At 67.4% G+C, this 16,706-nt stretch carries 20 protein-coding genes and 1 pseudogene; 17 read left to right on the top strand and 4 right to left on the bottom strand.

Features of this window, described 5'->3' with window-relative positions; all coding sequences use genetic code 11:
* Window positions 1-633: a 7-carboxy-7-deazaguanine synthase gene (gene queE / locus ACW9TV_RS06535; protein WP_494302703.1), complete on the top strand. Its 633-nt coding sequence runs from the start codon at window positions 1-3 to the stop codon at window positions 631-633.
* Window positions 633-1,181, top strand: coding sequence for a DUF924 family protein (locus ACW9TV_RS06530; RefSeq protein ID WP_494302702.1), 549 nt, complete (start codon window positions 633-635; stop codon window positions 1,179-1,181). The genes queE and ACW9TV_RS06530 overlap by 1 nt, the downstream gene beginning before the upstream one ends.
* A gap of 10 nt (window positions 1,182-1,191) precedes the next feature.
* Here the strand turns inward: ACW9TV_RS06530 and rpoH are convergent, their stop codons facing one another.
* Both rpoH and ACW9TV_RS06520 read right to left on the bottom strand, forming a co-directional pair.
* A complete protein-coding gene (rpoH, locus tag ACW9TV_RS06525; RefSeq protein WP_494302701.1) occupies window positions 1,192-2,088 on the bottom strand; it encodes an RNA polymerase sigma factor RpoH in 897 nt (298 codons plus the stop codon).
* A 25-nt stretch (window positions 2,089-2,113) separates the two neighbouring features.
* Window positions 2,114-3,055: an RluA family pseudouridine synthase gene (locus ACW9TV_RS06520; protein ID WP_494302700.1), complete on the bottom strand. Its 942-nt coding sequence runs from the start codon at window positions 3,053-3,055 to the stop codon at window positions 2,114-2,116.
* Window positions 3,056-3,129: 74 nt separating this feature from the next.
* Here ACW9TV_RS06520 and ACW9TV_RS06515 point away from each other — a divergent pair, with 74 nt between their 5' ends.
* From ACW9TV_RS06515 to ACW9TV_RS06495, 5 genes are all read left to right on the top strand, one after another.
* Window positions 3,130-3,519 carry a M67 family metallopeptidase gene (locus ACW9TV_RS06515; RefSeq protein ID WP_494302699.1) on the top strand — a complete coding sequence of 130 codons (390 nt, stop codon included), beginning with the start codon at window positions 3,130-3,132 and terminating at the stop codon, window positions 3,517-3,519.
* A gap of 13 nt (window positions 3,520-3,532) precedes the next feature.
* Complete coding sequence (locus tag ACW9TV_RS06510; RefSeq protein WP_494302698.1) at window positions 3,533-3,775, top strand: cold-shock protein; 243 nt, start codon at window positions 3,533-3,535, stop codon at window positions 3,773-3,775.
* Between the two features lie 68 nt (window positions 3,776-3,843).
* Window positions 3,844-4,539, top strand: a complete 696-nt coding sequence (locus tag ACW9TV_RS06505; RefSeq protein ID WP_494302697.1) for a TerB family tellurite resistance protein — start codon at window positions 3,844-3,846, stop codon at window positions 4,537-4,539.
* Between the two features lie 4 nt (window positions 4,540-4,543).
* On the top strand, window positions 4,544-5,410 hold the full coding sequence (locus ACW9TV_RS06500; protein WP_494302696.1) for a DMT family transporter: 867 nt from the start codon (window positions 4,544-4,546) through the stop codon (window positions 5,408-5,410).
* Window positions 5,411-5,584: 174 nt separating this feature from the next.
* Window positions 5,585-6,325 carry an N-acetylmuramoyl-L-alanine amidase gene (locus tag ACW9TV_RS06495; RefSeq protein WP_494302695.1) on the top strand — a complete coding sequence of 247 codons (741 nt, stop codon included), beginning with the start codon at window positions 5,585-5,587 and terminating at the stop codon, window positions 6,323-6,325.
* On the opposite strand, the gene ACW9TV_RS06490 is transcribed toward ACW9TV_RS06495, so the two are convergent.
* The gene (locus ACW9TV_RS06490; protein WP_494302694.1) at window positions 6,322-6,915 is read right to left on the bottom strand and encodes a DUF937 domain-containing protein; all 594 of its coding nucleotides are present in this window, start codon (window positions 6,913-6,915) and stop codon (window positions 6,322-6,324) included. The genes ACW9TV_RS06495 and ACW9TV_RS06490 overlap by 4 nt on opposite strands.
* Window positions 6,916-7,047: 132 nt before the next feature.
* Here ACW9TV_RS06490 and ACW9TV_RS06485 point away from each other — a divergent pair, with 132 nt between their 5' ends.
* From ACW9TV_RS06485 to ACW9TV_RS06445, 9 genes and pseudogenes are all read left to right on the top strand, one after another.
* Window positions 7,048-8,355, top strand: a complete 1,308-nt coding sequence (locus ACW9TV_RS06485) for a cystathionine gamma-synthase family protein (protein WP_494302693.1) — start codon at window positions 7,048-7,050, stop codon at window positions 8,353-8,355.
* Window positions 8,356-9,144 (top strand): S1/P1 nuclease, encoded by a 789-nt coding sequence (locus ACW9TV_RS06480; RefSeq protein ID WP_494302692.1) that lies wholly within the window; start codon window positions 8,356-8,358, stop codon window positions 9,142-9,144. It abuts the gene before it with no gap.
* A gap of 10 nt (window positions 9,145-9,154) precedes the next feature.
* Window positions 9,155-10,018, top strand: a complete 864-nt coding sequence (locus ACW9TV_RS06475) for an MTAP family purine nucleoside phosphorylase (RefSeq protein WP_494302691.1) — start codon at window positions 9,155-9,157, stop codon at window positions 10,016-10,018.
* A 14-nt stretch (window positions 10,019-10,032) separates the two neighbouring features.
* Entirely contained in the window at window positions 10,033-10,557 is a 525-nt protein-coding gene (locus tag ACW9TV_RS06470; RefSeq protein WP_494302690.1) for an adenine phosphoribosyltransferase, read from the top strand.
* A 26-nt stretch (window positions 10,558-10,583) separates the two neighbouring features.
* On the top strand, window positions 10,584-11,351 hold the full coding sequence (folP, locus tag ACW9TV_RS06465; RefSeq protein WP_494302689.1) for a dihydropteroate synthase: 768 nt from the start codon (window positions 10,584-10,586) through the stop codon (window positions 11,349-11,351).
* An 85-nt stretch (window positions 11,352-11,436) separates the two neighbouring features.
* A complete protein-coding gene (locus ACW9TV_RS06460) occupies window positions 11,437-11,952 on the top strand; it encodes a hypothetical protein (protein WP_494302688.1) in 516 nt (171 codons plus the stop codon).
* Entirely contained in the window at window positions 11,953-12,906 is a 954-nt protein-coding gene (locus tag ACW9TV_RS06455; protein ID WP_494302687.1) for an MBL fold metallo-hydrolase, read from the top strand. It abuts the gene before it with no gap.
* 113 nt (window positions 12,907-13,019) lie between these two features.
* On the top strand, window positions 13,020-13,745 hold the full coding sequence (locus ACW9TV_RS06450) for a cistern family PEP-CTERM protein (protein ID WP_494302686.1): 726 nt from the start codon (window positions 13,020-13,022) through the stop codon (window positions 13,743-13,745).
* Between the two features lie 696 nt (window positions 13,746-14,441).
* Window positions 14,442-14,546: pseudogene (locus tag ACW9TV_RS06445) on the top strand (PEPxxWA-CTERM sorting domain-containing protein); the annotation flags it as partial.
* 100 nt (window positions 14,547-14,646) lie between these two features.
* On the opposite strand, the gene ACW9TV_RS06440 reads toward ACW9TV_RS06445, so the two are convergent.
* Window positions 14,647-15,417: an SDR family NAD(P)-dependent oxidoreductase gene (locus tag ACW9TV_RS06440; RefSeq protein ID WP_494302685.1), complete on the bottom strand. Its 771-nt coding sequence runs from the start codon at window positions 15,415-15,417 to the stop codon at window positions 14,647-14,649.
* Between the two features lie 75 nt (window positions 15,418-15,492).
* On the opposite strand from ACW9TV_RS06440, the gene ACW9TV_RS06435 reads away from it, so the two are divergent.
* Window positions 15,493-16,704, top strand: coding sequence for an MFS transporter (locus tag ACW9TV_RS06435; RefSeq protein ID WP_494302684.1), 1,212 nt, complete (start codon window positions 15,493-15,495; stop codon window positions 16,702-16,704).
* Window positions 16,705-16,706 lie beyond the last annotated feature (2 nt).

The raw sequence follows: 16,706 nt of genomic DNA, 5'->3' as shown, positions 1-16,706 counted from the left end.
ATGAGCTATGCCGTGAAGGAACTGTTCCTGACACTGCAGGGCGAAGGGGCGCAGACGGGCATGCGCGCGGTGTTCCTGCGCTTTGCGGGCTGCAACCTGTGGACGGGGCGGGAGCAGGACCGGGACAGGGCGGTGTGCCGCTTCTGCGACACGGATTTCGTGGGCACCGACGGGCCCGGCGGCGGAAAGTTCGCGGATGCGGATGCGCTGGCGGACGCGGTGGCGGCCATGTGGGGGCCGGGCACGGCGCACCGGCTGGTGGTCTGCACCGGCGGCGAGCCGCTGCTGCAGCTGGATGCGCCGCTGATCGACGCCCTGCACGCGCGAGGCTTCCGCATTGCGGTGGAATCGAACGGCACGGTGGCGGCGCCCGAGGGGATCGACTGGCTGTGCATCAGCCCCAAGGCGGGGGCGGATACAGTGCAGCGAAGGGGCGACGAGCTGAAGCTGGTGTACCCGCAGGCGGGGCTGCTTCCCCCGGACGTGGAGGGCTGGGACTTCGCGCATTTCTTCGTGCAGCCGATGGACGGGCCGGCGCAGAAGGCCAATATCGACGCCGCGATCGACTGGTGCCTGAAGAATCCGAAGTGGCGGCTGAGCCTGCAGACCCACAAGCTGACGGGGATTCCTTGATGACAGCATCCGCCACGGCGCCCTCCGATGTCGTGCGTTTCTGGCGCGAAGCCGGCCCGAAGGCGTGGTTCGCCAAGGACGCCGCCTTCGACGACCGCTTCCGTGCCGCCTTCGCGCACGTGCATGACGCTGCCGTTCAAGGCGGACTTTCGGACTGGGAGGCCCGGGCGGACGGCGCGCTGGCGCTTATTCTTCTGCTGGATCAGTTCCCCCGCAACTGTTTCCGGGGCACGGCGCGGATGTTCGCATCCGACGCACTGGCGATGGCGGTGGCGGATCGCGCCATCGCCGCCGGGCACGATCGGGCCGTGGACGAGGCGCTGCGGGTGTTCATGTACCTGCCCTACGAGCATGCCGAGGATGTGGCGCTGCAGGACAGGGCCGTGGAGTTGATCCGGCCGCTGGGTGGGGCGTGGCTGCACCATGCCGAGGTACACCGCGACGTAATCCGGCGATTCGGGCGCTTCCCGCACCGGAACGCGATCCTCGGCCGCCAATCCACCGCGGCGGAACTTGCGTTCCTGTCGGCCGGCGGGTTTGCGGGCTAGCGGCGCCCGACTACGCCTCGATCAGCTTGCGATCCTGCGAGATCTTCAGCATTTCCTTCTGAAGCTTTTCGAAAGCCCGCACCTCGATCTGGCGGACGCGTTCGCGACTGATGCCATATTCCTGGGAAAGGTCCTCCAGCGTCTGCGGCTCGTCGATCAGGCGCCGCTGCGTCAGGATGTGGCGCTCGCGCTCGTTCAGGGTCATCAGTGCTTCCCGCAGCAGATCGTGGCGGATATCCGCTTCCTGCCGGTCTGCCGTCAGGGTTTCCTGGCTGGGGCTGTCATCCGCCAGCCAGTCCTGCCATTCGCCCTCGCCATCCTCACGCAGGGGGGCGTTCAGGCTGGTATCCCCGCCCTTGGCCATGCGGCGGTTCATCTGCACCACATCGTCTTCGGGCACACCGAGATCGGTCGCGATCTTCTTCACGTCGTCCGGGTGGAGATCGCCGTCCTCGATGGCTTCCAGCTTGTTCTTCATGCGGCGGAGGTTGAAGAACAACTTCTTCTGCGCCGCCGTGGTGCCGATCTTCACGAGGGACCAGCTGCGCAGGATATATTCCTGGATGGAGGCCTTGATCCACCACATGGCGTAGGTGGCGAGCCGGAAGCCGCGTTCCGGTTCGAACTTCTTCACGCCCTGCATCAGGCCGATATTGCCCTCTGCGATCAGTTCGGACACGGGCAGGCCATAGCCGCGATAGCCCATGGCGATCTTCGCCACGAGGCGCAGGTGCGAAGTGACGAGCCGGGTCGCGGCTTCCGGATCCTGATGCTCCTGCCAGCGCTTGGCGAGCATATATTCCTCCTGCGGGGCGAGCAGGGGGAATTTGCGGATTTCCGCCAGATAGCGGTTCAGGCTGGCATCGGGGCCGAGAGCCGGGATGCCGGCGGGCACATTGCTGGTCATGTCGATCTCCTCGCGCCTGTTGTCTTCAAGCTTCACCCAGCGCGATTAGCAGTTGCTGAATATCATCGGGGACCGGGCTTTCGAACGTCAGAATTTCTTTGCTGACGGGATGTTCGAATATCAGCGCGGTGGCGTGCAGGGCCTGCCGGTGGAAACCGAGACGCCTGCACACATCCGCCAGCCGCCCCTGCCCATAGACGGGATCGCCCACCAGCGGGTGGCCGATATGGGCCATGTGCACCCGCACCTGGTGAGTGCGCCCAGTTTCCAGCCGGCATTCGACAAGCGCGGCCTTCTTCAGCGGCTCGCGAACGCGATAATGGGTGACGGCGCGCTTTCCGCGCGGGGGATGGACCACCGCGATCTTCTGCCTGTTCTGTTCCGAACGGGCGAGGTTGGTTTCGATGCGGCCGGCCGGCGGCACCGGAAACCCCGACACGACGGCCAGATAGCGGCGGCCGATCGTGTGCTTCGCGAACTGCGCGGCAAGGCCCGCATGGGCGCGATCCGTCTTGGCGACGACGAGCAGGCCTGAGGTGTCCTTGTCGATCCGGTGGACGATGCCGGGGCGGGCGACGCCGCCGATGCCCGAAAGCCGCCCCGCGCAATGATGCAGAAGCGCGTTCACCAGCGTGCCGTCCAGATTGCCCGCGGCCGGATGGACGACGAGGCCGGCGGGCTTTTCGACGACCAGCAGATGATCGTCCTCGTACCGGATATCGAGCGGGATATCCTGGCCTTCCGCTTCCGCCGGGCGGGCGGCGGGGATGGCGACGGAAACCGCCTCCCCCCCCTTCATCTTTCGCGCGGGATCGCGTTCCTGCCGGCCGTCCACCTCGACCGCGCCGGCGGAGACGAGGGCCTTCAGCCGCTCGCGGGACAGGGTGGGGACGGCGGCCGCCAGCGCACGATCCAGCCGCCAGCCGGCTGCTTCCGCCGCCAGCGTCGCATGGCGCAGATCTGCCATTTCTTGCGCGGAAATCCGGTTGCCCCCATTCATTGCCCATGGAATTGGGGTGCAAAGCCGATCAATCAAGCCCGGTGCGGATTTCGGCCGCCGCCACCGCCGCAATCCGCGCGGCGGTGCGGCAATCCGGCCACAATGAAGCCTGCGGGTTGCTGTTCGGCGTCCCCGGTGAGATCCGGGAAGCGACGGTGGCGGCCAATGTGTCGCCCGAGCCCCGGCACCGATTTGAGATCGACCCCGCACACCTGTTCGATGCGCACCGCCGCAGCCGCGCCGGGCCGCTGCAACTGCTGGGCTGCTGGCACAGCCATCCGGATGGGCAGGCGGTGCCGAGCCGGCGCGACCGGGACGGTGTTTCCGACATGTCCTGGCTGTGGCTGATCGCGACGGCGGGGGATCTGACCCTTTGGCGGCCCGCGCGACTGGGCTTTGACCCCGTTGCGTTGGATGGGCCGGGTTTGTAACAGATGTGACGCAATGGCGCAGGGCTCCATCCTCTGGTTCGATACCGCGCGGGGCTTTGGCTTCATCCGCCCGGACATGGGACCGAAGGATGTGTTCGTGCACGCCTCTGCGCTGGTGGAGGCGGGGCTGGAATCGCTGCCGCCCGGCACGAAGGTGGAGTTCGAGCTGCTGCAATCGGGCGATGGCCGGCTGACGGCACAGCGCGTGATCCCGGTGGAGCCGCGGCCAAGGGTGAAACGGGCCGGCCGGCGCTGAATCCCGGCATGGCTTTGCGCCGCCGCCCGCGCTAAGACTGCGATGGAATGACGATCTGGGCGCTGTTAATGGGTAGCGCCGTCGGGCTGGCGCTCGGCGGGCCGTTGGGTGCACTTGCGGGCGCAGCCATCGGCATGGCCGTGGAACGGGTTCGGGCCGCGCGCGCGCAGAACCCCCAGCGGCGGCAGGTGGCCTTCACCATCGCGGCCATCGCGCTTGCGGCGAAGATGGCGCAGGCGGACGGGCACGCGTCCGACCGGGAGGCGCAGGCCTTCGAGCGGCTGTTCCATGTGCCGGCAGAGGAACAGCAGAACATGCGGCGCTTCTATCGGCTGGCGAGCCAGTCAGCCGACGGGGCGGAAGCCTATGCGAAGCAGGCGGCTGAGCTGCTGGGGCCGGGATCACCGGTGCTGGAGGATCTGCTGGAGGCATTGCTGATGATCGCGACGGTCGACGGCGTGCATCCGGCGGAGATCAAATTCCTGGAACGGATGGCCGGGCTGATGGGTTTCAGCCCGCGCCAGTGGGTGGCGATTCAGGCACGCTATGTGCCGCTGAGCGCGGACGACCCCTGGGCGGTGCTGGGGGTGGCCCCCGGATCGCCCGACGCGGACATCCGCGCCGCCTATCGCCGGCTGGTGCGCGAACATCACCCGGACCGGCACATCGCGGAAGGAACCCCGCCCGAATTCATCCGCGTGGCCGAAGCCCGCATGGCGACCATCAACGACGCCTATGCGAAGCTGATGAAGCAGGCGGCCTGACGCGATGCGCCCGCAGCACATCCTGTTCATCCTGGTGATCGACCTGTTGTGGGCGTTCAACATCGTCGCGATCAAGGAATCGGTGCTGGCAATGCCGCCGCTGCTGGCGGTGGCGCTGCGCTACATGGTGGTGTTCGCGGTCTGCGCCTCTTCCGTGAGGGTCGTGCCCGGCCGGATGGGGCTGCTGCTGCTGACGGGGCTGGTGACGGGCGCGATCCAGTTCGGGCTGGGCGGCTACAGCTATCAGGTGACGACCAATCTGTCGGCACTCGCCATCGCGGGGCAGCTTGGGGTGCCGCTGTCGCTGCTGCTGGCGATCCTGATCGACGGGGAGCGCATCGCCTGGAAACGGACGCTGGGCATCGTGCTGGCGATCGCGGGGGTGATGCTGCTGGTGTTCGACCCGCGCATCGTGGACGAGCGGCTGGGCATCCTGCTGACCTTCGGCGCATCTGCGTGCTGGGCGGCGGGGAACCTGATGTTCAAGCGGCTGACGGGCATTCCCATCTTCAACATCTATGGCTGGCAGGCGCTTGTATCGATCCCGTTCCTTCTGGCGGCGAGCTGGTGGCTGGAGCCGGGCGGCGTGGCCGGGCTTAAGGATGTGCCGCTGCCGGCCTTCGGCTGGATCGTCTATTCGGCGGTCGGCGCCTCGCTGATCGGACATGCGGGCATGAGCTGGCTGGTGCAGCGCTATCCCGTCACCCTGATCACCCCCTTCACCCTGCCGACACCATTGCTGGCGGTCGTTTTCGCGACGCTGGTGTATGGAACGCCCGTAACGCCGATGATGTGGCTGGGCGGGGCGCTGACGCTGGCGGGGGTTGCGATCATAACGCTTCGCACGGCCAAGAAGACGGAAGAGCGATGAGGCCGGCGGCATGCGAAGCGAGCCTCTTTCTGGCCGCGAATTCCGGGCGCGGCCGGCTCCGCACGGCGAAAAAGGCGGAAGAGCGATGAGGCCGGCGGCATGCGAAGCGAGCCTCTTTCTGGCCGCGAATTCCGGGCGCGGCCGGGTCCGCACGGCGAAGAAGGCGGAAGAACGATGAGGCTTGCAGACGAGATCGAATGGCGGCCTTCGCCCAATTACAACGCCCGTGTCGTGCCCGAGGGGCAGCGACCGATCCGGCAGATCATCCTGCACTACACCGGGATGGAGGACGGCGAAGCAGCAGTGGACTGGCTGTGCAATCCGGAATCGGGCGTTTCTTCCCACTATCTTGTCCATGAGGACGGGCGAATCGTGCAGATGGTGGAGGAACTGGACCGTGCCTGGCACGCAGGCGCCAGCCTCTGGCGCGGACAAGCCGACATCAACAGCAGCTCGATCGGGATCGAGATCCAGAACCCCGGGCATGAATGGGGATACCGCCGCTTCCCCGACGTGCAGATGCGGCAGGTGATCCGTCTGGTGGCGACGCTGAGCGTCCGGCACCGCATCGACCGGGCGGACGTGATCGGCCACGCCGACATCGCGCCCACCCGCAAGCAGGATCCGGGCGAACTGTTCGACTGGCCGCGCCTGGCCCAGCACCGCATCGCACTCGCCCGGCCCGACAGGCTGCTGGCCGATCCGGGCTGGCCGGACGGGGCGTTCGGGCTGGCGCTGGAACGCTTCGGCTATGACATCGCGGACCTGCCGGCGGCCACCCGCGCGTTCCAGCAACGGTTCCGGCAGACGCTGGTGGATGGAATCCCCGACGGCGAGACCCGCGCCATCCTCTTCACCCTGCAGGTGCTGGAGGAACAGCGGCTGCAGGCGGCCGCCGGGGACGATGCCCTTTAACGGGTAAGTTTCGAAGCCATTCCCATGATGTCGTCCAGCGGGTTTCCATCCCCGTCGAGGTCGAGCATCGAGGCGAGGCCGCCCAGCCCCCCGGCCGCTGCCGGCTGGCCGCCGCCGAGGCCGCCCAGCACCTGGCCCAGCAGGCCGCCGAGCCCGCCGCCGCCTTGCGGGGTGCCGGCGCTGGCGGATTTCGCCATCATGCCGGCCGCCGCCATGGCGACGATCGGCAGCAGCTTCTTCAGGAGATCGGGGCTGATGCCGGTGCTGGCCGAGGCCTGACCGGCGACGGCGCGGCTGACATCGGGCGTACCGAAGATCTGGCCCAACACCTGGTTGCCCTGGTCGACGGGCGTCGCCTGCGGGGACAGAACCGCATCCAGGAGTCCGCCGCCGCCCATGCCGCCCAGCATGCCCACCAGCCCATCAAGGCCGGAGGGCTGCGCCTGGGCCTGCTTCTTGAAGCCGCCCAGCACCGCCGGCAGCAGGGCGGCCGCCCCGGTCGCCACGGTCTGCTGATCCACGCCCAGTTCGCTGGCGATCTGCTGGAGCCCGCCCAGCCCGCCAAGTGCTTCGATCAGGTTTCCGCTCATCTTCATGTTCCCCTGCTGTTGCCGCTGGACTATCGGCCGCTTCGGCGGTTCGCGCAAGGAATCCGTGGCAGGCATCGGGCACGTGCAAATGAAACGGGCCGGGCCTAAAGTTGCCGCCACGAGGAGGACGCGATGGACAATGACAGCGATCCCGGCGGCGCCGGAAACCGCCGCCGCCCCAGGCCCGGCATCCTTGCCATCGGCAATCACAGGCTGAAGCCGGCCACGCTGATGATGGGCCATGGCTATGACCCGTCCCTGTCGGAAGGGGCACTGAAGCCGCCGATCTTCCTGACCTCCACCTTCGTGTTCGAATCGGCGGCTGCCGGCAAGCGCCACTTCGAGGGCGTGACCGGCAAGCGGCCCGGCGGGGCCGACGGCCTGGTCTATTCCCGCTTCAACGGCCCCAACCAGGAGATCCTGGAAGACCGGCTGGCGATCTGGGAGAATGCCGAAGGCGCGCTGAGCTTTTCATCCGGCATGTCGGCGATCGCCACGCTGCTGCTGACCTTCTGCCAGCCGGGCGACATGATCGTGCATTCCGGGCCGCTCTATGCCGCAACCGAAACGCTGATCGGCCGCATCCTGGGCAAGTTCGGCGTGGGCTGGCTGGATTTCCCGGCGGGCAGTTCCGAGGCGGAGATCGCGGCCGTTCTGGCAGCGGCGAAGGCGAAGGGGCGGGTGGCGCTGATCTATCTGGAAAGTCCGGCGAACCCGACCAATGCGCTGGTGGACGTGCAGGCGGTGCGACGGGCGCGCGACGCCGAGTTCGGGGCAGAGGGCCCGCCCATCGCCATCGACAACACCTTCCTCGGCCCGCTGTGGCAGCAACCGCTGGCGCATGGCGCGGACCTTTCGATCTACAGCCTGACGAAATATGCCGGCGGCCATTCCGATCTTGTGGCGGGGGCCGTGGTTGGCGCCGAGCGGCTGATCACGCCAATCCGCATGATGCGCAACACGGTGGGCACCATCACCGATCCCAACACCGCCTGGATGCTGCTGCGCAGCCTGGAGACGCTGGAACTGCGGATGAGCCGCGCCGGCGAGAACGCCGCGAAGGTGTGTGAATTCCTGCGCGGGCACCCCAAGGTCGAGCATGTCGGCTACCTCGGCTTCCTGGCCGATGATCCATCTTCGCAGGGGGACATCTATCGCCGGCACTGCACGGGGGCTGGTTCCACCTTCTCGCTTTATCTGAAGGGCGGCGAGCGGGAGGCCTTCGCCTTTCTGGACGCGCTCAGGATCGCCAAGCTGGCGGTCAGCCTGGGCGGCACCGAGACGCTGGCTTCCGCGCCCGCCGCGATGACCCATCTTTCCGTTCCCGATGCGCGAAAGGCCGCGCTGGGAATCAGCGACAATCTTGTCCGCATCTCCATCGGCGTGGAGGATGCGGACGACCTGATTGCCGATTTCGCCCAGGCCCTGGAGAAGATCTGAATGAGACGACTAGTGATCGCCCTGCTGCTGCTTGCCCCGGCGCTGGCCCCCGCCCCGGCGCTGGCCTGGGGTCAGAATGGCCACCGCGTGACCGGGGCCGTCGCGGACCGGCACCTCTCCCCGAAGGCCCGGGCAGCCGTGAAGGAGATCCTCGGCACGGAGAGCCTGGCCGAAGCCTCGACCTGGCCGGATTTCATGCGCTCGGCACCCGATCCCTTCTGGCAGAAGCACTCCGTTCCCTGGCACTATGTGACGATTCCCGTGGGCAAGGGCTATTCCGGGGCGCCGCCCGAAGGCGACGCCGCGACCGCGCTCACGCATTTTTCGGGGGTGCTGACAAACCCGAAGGAAAGCCTTGCCGACCGGCAGGCGGCGCTGCGCTTCGTGATCCATATCGTGGGCGATCTTTCCCAGCCGCTGCATGTGGGGCGCGAAGGCGACCGGGGCGGCAATGACGTGAAGGTGAGCTTCTTCGGCGATCCGACCAACCTGCACACGGTGTGGGATACGCTGCTGATCGAGAACCAGAACCTGTCCTACAGCGAATGGACGGACTGGCTGCTGGCCGCCGCGACCCCGCAGCAGATGCGGGACTGGTCAAGCCCGGATCCGCAGCAGTGGATCGCCGACAGCATCGCCGTTCGGGAGACCCTCTATCCCGCCGAACCAGACCTTCGCTATGCCTATGTGTTCCAGCACAACGACACGCTGCGCCGGCAGCTTTCGAAGGGCGGGTTCCGGCTGGCCAGCTATCTGAACGCCCTGTTCGACGCGCCGCCGGCGAAGTAGGAGGGGGCCCATGAAGCTTGGCATCATCGGCGGCAGCGGGCTCTATGCCCTGCCCCAGCTGGCGGCGGCGCACCGGATATCCCAGGAGACGCCCTGGGGCTGGCCATCCGACGCGCTGGTGGAGGGGCGGCTGGAAGGGCTGCCGGTGGTGTTCCTGCCCCGGCACGGGCCGCATCATTCGATCGCGCCGGGCGAAATCAACTATCGCGCAAACATCGCCGCGCTGAAGGCAAGGGGCTGCACCGCCATCCTGGCCGTTTCCGCCTGCGGCAGCTTCGACGAGGCGCTGCCGCCGGGCACGCTTGCGGTGCCGCACCAGATCGTGGACCGCACACAGGGGCGGGCCGCCAGCTTCTTCGGCGGCGGCCTGGTCGCCCATGTCAGCCTTGCCGACCCGATCGCGACCGAACTGGCCGACGCCCTGCTGGAAGCCGCCACCGCCATCGGCGCGCCGGCGAAGGGGGGCGGCACCTATCTGGCGATCGAGGGCCCGCGGTTCGCGACCCGCGCCGAAAGCCGGCTTTCGAAGGCGCAGGGGCTGAACATCGTGGGGATGACGGCAATGCCGGAAGCCGCGCTCGCCCGGGAGGCGGAGATGGCCTATGCAGTGGCCGCCTTCGTGACGGACTTCGACAGCTGGTCGGCGGAAACCGTGACGACGGCCGCCGTGCTGGACGTGATGGCCGCGAACCGCACCCGTTCGCAGCTGCTGGTGGCGGCGCTGTGCGCGCGGCTGGCGCGGCAGCCGCTGACGCTGCCCAGCCGCGAAGGCTGGGAACGGGCGCTGGATCATGCCATCGTGACCCCGCGCAGCGCCTGGCCGGCGGAAGCCGCCGCGCATCTGCGCGCGATTGCGCCCCGTCTGTTTGCCTGAGCGGGAAGGACAGGATGCTGGACAGGATCGCCGCCCATATCCGCATGGTGCCCGATTTCCCGAAGCCCGGAATCCTGTTCCGGGATCTGACCCCGTTGCTGGCCGACGGCCCCGCCTTTCAGGCGACGACGGCCGCACTTGCCGAACGGGCCGGCGCCTTCGACCTGATCGCGGGGATCGAGGCGCGCGGCTTCCTGTTCGGGGCCGCGCTGGCCCAGCTGACGGGCGCGGGAATGGTGATCGTTCGCAAACCGGGCAAGCTGCCTGCTGAAACGATCGGCCATGACTATGCGCTGGAATATGGCGCCGACCGGCTGGAACTGCACGCGGATGCCGTGCCGGCAGGCGCGCGGGTGCTGCTGGTGGATGATGTGCTGGCAACCGGGGGCACGGCGGAAGCGGCTGTTGCCCTTCTGCGCAAGGCCGGGGCCGAAGTGGCCCGCGCGCTGTTCGTGATGGAACTGGACGGGCTGCCGGGCGCCGCCCGCCTGAGGGCGCAGGGCGTGGAGCCCCTGAGCCTGCTGCACTATCCGGCCTGACGATGGCGCCGGCCCTGCCCCGGATCATGGGGATCCTGAACGTGACGCCGGACAGTTTTTCCGACGGCGGCCGCCATGCGGACCCGGTGGCGGCCGGGATGGCCCTGCGGGAGGCCGGGGCCGACATCATCGACGTGGGCGGGGAAAGCACGCGGCCGGGGGCGACGCCAGTGCCGCTGGAGGAGGAACTGCAGCGGACCATCCCGGTGGTGGTGGCGCTGGCGAAGGCAGGGGTGGCGGTTTCCATCGACACGATGAAGGCCGAGGTGATGCGGCAGGCGCTGGCGGCGGGCGCGGTGATGCTGAACGACGTGACCGCGCTGGCGGGCGATCCGGACAGCCTGTCCGTCGCGGCGGCCGGCACGGCGGACGTGGTGCTGATGCACATGCCGGGCAATCCGCAGACGATGCAGGGCCTGGCCCGCTATGACGACCCGGCGGCCGAAGTGATCGCGGCGCTGCAGCGGCGGATCGCGGTGGCGGAAGCGGCGGGAATCGCGCGCGGGCGGATCATCGCCGATCCGGGGATCGGTTTCGGCAAGGCGCTGGCGCACAATCTGGACATCCTGCGGCGGCTGGAAGCCTTCCGGGTGCTGGGGGTTCCGCTGCTGCTGGGCGCCAGCCGCAAATCGCTGATCCCGGGTGTTGCCGGGCCGGCGCCGGTGGAGGACCGACTGCCGGGCAGCCTGGCGATCGCGCTGCGCGGGGCGGAGGCGGGCGTGGCCTGGCTGCGCGTGCATGACGTGGCCGAGACGCGGCAGGCGCTGGCGCTGTGGGCGGCGATGCGCCCCTGAGGCGCGCCGCGCCGGGACTGCGCGCTTGCGCGGGGCGGATGCCCGGCGCACACTGCCGGACGGGACGAGGAACGGGAGTGGATGAATGTCGATCAATCGCAAGGCTGAGCGGGCGCTGCTGGATCATGAGGAATGGACACTGGTGGAAAGCACCCACCAGCCCGAAATCAAGTCGCTGTCGGACAAGGATCTTTCGGCCGCGCGCAGCCGGCTTCGCACCCTGCACGACAAGCAGCGGGATCTGAGCCACACCAAGCGCCGGATCGCGCAGGGCAAGGCCGAGCCGCGCGGCGGCAGCTTTCCGGGCACCCATGAACGGCCGAAGCGGCGCAAGCAGGTGTTCGCGCAGGCCATCCGGCGCGTGAACTCAGAGAAGGAGCGGCGCGAGATCGCCGCCGCGCGCGAGATCATCGTGGAATCCCAGCACCGGGCGCTGGCGCGCAAGCGGGCGGCCGGCAGCAGGCGGCCGGCCAACACGCCCACGGCTTCCGCCGGCAAGGCCAGCATCCCCAGCAGCAAGCGCACGACGAAGGTGCCGGGCGCGAAGATCGGCTCCGTTTCGCAGCAGACGAAGAAGGCGCAGGCGAAGAAGGACGGCTGAATGGCCTATGCGAAGGGGCTGACCGACCTGGGCGGCGGGCTGTGGGCCTGGCTGCAGCCGGATGGCGGCTGGGGGTTTTCCAACGCCGGGCTGATTACCGGCGGCGGGGAAGCCGCGCTGGTGGACACGCTGTTCGACGAGGCGCTGACCGACGAGATGCTGCGCGCCATGGAGGCGAGTTGCGCCGTGCGGCGCGATTCGATCGACACCGTTGTGAACACCCATGCAAATGGCGACCACACCCATGGGAATGCGCTGCTGACCCATGCGGAGATCGTGGCGAGCGAGGCAAGTGCGCGGGAAATGGAGGCCTTCCCGCCGGAAATGCTGGCTCAGCTGAAGGCAGCCGGCGGTGCGGGGCAACTGGGGGAAGCGGGGCGCTATTTCGCGGAAATCTTCGCGCCCTTCGATTTCGCCGGCGTGCGGCACCGGGCGCCGACCCGCACCTTTTCGGGCCACGCCAGCCTGGACGTGGGCCAGCACCGCGTGCAGCTGCTGGAAGTGGGTCCGGCGCATACGGCAGGCGATGTGATCGTGCATGTGCCGGACGCATCCACGGTCTTTACCGGCGACATATTGTTCATCGAGGGCACGCCGATCGTGTGGGCGGGGCCGATTTCGAACTGGATCGCGGCCTGCGACCTGATCGAGGCGATGAACCCCGAGCATATCGTGCCCGGCCACGGGCCGCTGACGGATCTGTCCGGCGTGCGGGAAGTGGCCGATTACCTGCGTTTCGTTTCGGAGGAGGCGGTTTCGCGCTTCACGGTGGGCATGGGGCCGGAGGAGGCTGCGCTGGACATCGGGCTGGGGCGCTATGCCGGCTGGAAGGATGCCGAGCGGATCGCGGTGAACGTGGACACGGCCTGGCGGGAATGGAGCGGCAGCACCGAGGCCCCGAATGCCCTCGAGCTGTTCGGCCGGATGGCGAAGCTGTTCTACGACCGCCGCTGAGGGCCGAAGGGCTTTCCCGAACAGTTTACAATTGCTGCACTTTATCTGGCTCGTGAAATCGGTTAATCAACCTTGTCGGTCAAAGAACCGATCACGAACGAATAACAAGGAATATGGTCGCTCGCTTCCTGATCCCCGCGCTTGTTGCGCCTGCCCTGATGGCCATGGGCCCGTTCGCGGCGCCTGCCCGTGCGGCCGTGAGCTTCGGGCTGGGCCAGCCGGCTTCTCAGGCGCTGACGTTCGAAGGGCTGATGAATCCGGCCGATTTCAGCCAGGTGGCCGGAACGGATCAGCTGGATGCGAAGCTGACGCTGAGCCTGTTCCAGGCTTCGGGCAATATCTGGTATTTCGCCTACAAGGTCGAGAATCAGGCGAGCGGCGCCTTCGGCAAGGCCCGGATCAACGGCTTCGGCTTCAACGTGGATGACGCCGTGACGGGCTCCCTTTCGTCCGGGATGTTCGACCGCGAGGGATCGGGCCAGGTGACCGCCGGCTATGCGACGGACCTGTGCTTCATGTCGGCCGGGACTGGCGATTGCCAGCAGAGCACGGGGGGCGGGCTGAAGGCCGGCGACAGCACGACCGGCTGGTTCCGGCTGAGCTTCGGCCAGCCGCAAAGCGTGGTCACGCTGAGCAATCTCTATGTGCGATGGCAGGAATCGCATGTGAAGAAGGATATTCCCCAGGAAGCGGTTCTGAGCATGACGGCCGTCAGCCCGGAGCCTGCGCCGGAACCGGCCACCTGGGCCCTTTTCATTGCCGGATTCGGCGCGGTGGGTTTTGCCCTGCGCCGGAAAGTGGCTGGGAATCAATATTTTGACAGTATTGGAAAGGACTGAAGACCAAGCCGCCGCAAAGAGCGGAAAACCAATGTAAAAATTTCTTGCAAACGGGGTCGCAACACACCCGTTAACCATTTTTGACCTTCAAATTCGGGCAGTGGATGTGCTACATTCACCGCATGCTCTACTGCGTCCATAATGGATGGATGTGGCTCAGGGGCTGATCCCGATATGTGGACTTGTTGCTTGGTCCATATCCCGGGGGGCATTTTGAGGGTTGGAACCATGAAGAAATTTCTGATGGCGGGCGCTGTTGCCTGCGCAGCGCTGTTTGCCGCGTCCGGCGCGTCGGCGGCTGTTGCCGTGAACTTCAACAACTGCGGGACGGCTGGGGTGTTCGATGCGCCCTTCACCTACATCTCGTGCGCGGGCGGCTATGACAAGAACGTCCTGAACAACAGCAAGAACGGGGTTGATACCCAGAAGGCTGCGCTGGAGTCGCTGGGCTTCGACACCACAGACTTCGATTTCAACAGCTTCTTCAAGATCGACAGCCTGAACGGTGCAGACGTGACGTCGCCGCCGGCGCCGCTGATGAAGGGGATCACCATCTTCGGTATCCACTTCGGCAACAGCAGCGTTCTGGGCAATGCGACGGCCTTCTACAAGTTCGACGCGGGCGCCGGCACGACGACCATCCCGTTTGCCACCAAGGGCAGCTCGGGCTTCGTGCTGTACCAGACCGGTGAGGGCGGGGACGTGGTTCCCGAGCCCGCCACCTGGGCGATGATGATTGCGGGCTTCGGCCTGGTGGGCAGCGCCATGCGCCGCCGCCGGACGGTTTCCGTTTCCGCCTGAGGCGGCCAACAGCCCAGCAGAAAGGGGGCGGAGCTGCCAGGCTTCGCCCCCTTTTCCTATCCGGCCCCTTTTCATATCCGGAAGGGCCAGACGGGGCCGATCAGACGATCGTGGCGCCGCCGTCGATCACCATCGCCTGCCCCGTGGTGAAGGCGCCCGCCTTTGAGGCGAGGAAGACGGCCATGCCTGCGATCTCGTCCGGCTCTCCGATTCGCTTCAGGCTGCTGCCGGCTGTCGCCTGCTTCAGGATATCCGGGTTTTCCCAGAGCGCGCGGGCAAAATCCGTCTTGATGAGGCCCGGGCAGATGCAGTTCACCCGCACGCCCTTCGGCCCGAATTCGGCCGACAGGTTGCGGGCCAGTTGCAGATCCGCCGCCTTGGAGATGTTGTAGGCCCCGATCACGGTGGAGGCCTTGAGCCCGCCGATCGAACTGACGATCGTGACGGAGCCTTCGCCCCTTTCCAGCATCTGGGGCGCCAGCGCCTGGATCAGCCAGTGATTCGACACCACATTGTTCATCAGGATCTTCACGAACTGTTCGTCCGCAATCCCTGACATCGGGCCGAAATAGGGGTTGGAAGCGGCGTTGCAGACCAGCGCCGTGACCTTGCCGAACTTCCCCAGCGCGAAATCGGCCAGCTCCTGCAGCGCTTCCTTCGAGCTGATGTTGGCGGCCTTCGCGACAGCCGCGTCGCGGCCCACCGCCGCGTTGATTTCGGCCGCCACGGCTTCGCAGGCGTCCTGCTTGCGGCTGGAAATCACGACGCTTGCGCCATGTTCCGCCATGCGGTGCGCGATCGCCTTGCCGATGCCGCGCGAAGAACCCGTCACCACGGCCACCTGGCCGCTCATGTCGAACAAACTGCCCATATCCTCTCCCTTTCCCGTTTGACCGCCTGATGGCCCGCTTGCGGGCCCGGTGCAACCGTGCTTGAGGTTGGGCCCATGGCCACCTCCAATGTCCGCGCGTCGCGCACGTTCAACCTTCGCGCGTCCCGCGCGATGCTCGCCGCCTGTCTGTTCTATGCGGCCTTCGGCGGGCTGATCCAGTGGTTCCCGATCTGGCTGATCGAGGCGCGGGGATTCACCGGCGAGCAGCTGGGCCTCGTGATCTCTCTGGCGGGAATCGGGCGGATCGTGGCCGGGCCGCTGACGAGCGCCTGGGCGGATGGCCGGAAGGACCGGCGCGCGCCCATCCAGCTGCTGGCGGCGATTTCCCTGCTGGCGCTGGGGGCGCTGTGGTTTTCGAACCTGTTTTCGGTGACCTTCGCCTTCGCTTTCGCGATCGAGGTGACCTTCTGGGCGATGATCGCCTTCCTTGAAGCCGCGCTGCTGCGGCTGTGCCGCCCGCACCAGATCCCGAACTACGGGCTGGCGCGAGGGCTTGCCTCGCTCGCGTTCGTGGTGGGCAATGTGGCGACGGGCATGCTGGTGGACTGGCTGGGGAATGTGGGCATCTGGTGGTGGCTGGCGCTGACGACGGCCGGTCTGCTGGGGGCCAGCATGACGATGGCGGCCGAGCCGGTGAACCGGGTGGCGCAACCGCCCTTCGGCCAGCGACTGGCGGACGGGCTGGCGATGGTGAAGCGGCCCGAATTCGCGCTGCTGATGTTCGGCTGCGGGCTGATCCAGGCGGGACACCAATTCTATTACATCTTCGGCACCAAGCTGTGGATCGACGAGCTGGGCATTTCCGCCACGCTCGCGGGGTGGATCTTCGCCTTCGGCGTGATCGTGGAGGCCCTGTTCCTGATGCTGGTGGCGCCGCGAATCGAGCATGTGCGCCCTTCGACCCTGATGGTGATCGGCGGCGCGGGGGCGCTGCTGCGCTGGGCGCTGATGGCGAGCGCACCGGGTCTGCCGCTGCTGATCGCGTTGCAGGCGCTGCACGCGATGAGCTTCGCCTGCACCTTCCTGGGCGCGATGCGGGGCATCCAGCAGATGTGGGGCGATGATCGCACCCCCACGGCACAGATGATGTTCATGGCGCTGGCGACGGCGCCGGCGCAGGCGCTGTCCAGCTGGATCGCGGGCCGCGTGTTCGACACGGGCGTGGGCAGCCAGGGCTATCTTTCGATGCTGGTGCCGGTTGCCGTGGGCACGCTGCTGGTGGCGATCCTGTGGCGGCGGCCGGAGCCGCAACCGGCAGCGGCCTGACC

This window comes from Sandaracinobacter sp. T42 (assembly GCF_059115405.1).
Note: the sequence above shows the minus strand (reverse complement) of the source record. Positions and strands in the feature narration are given on the sequence as shown.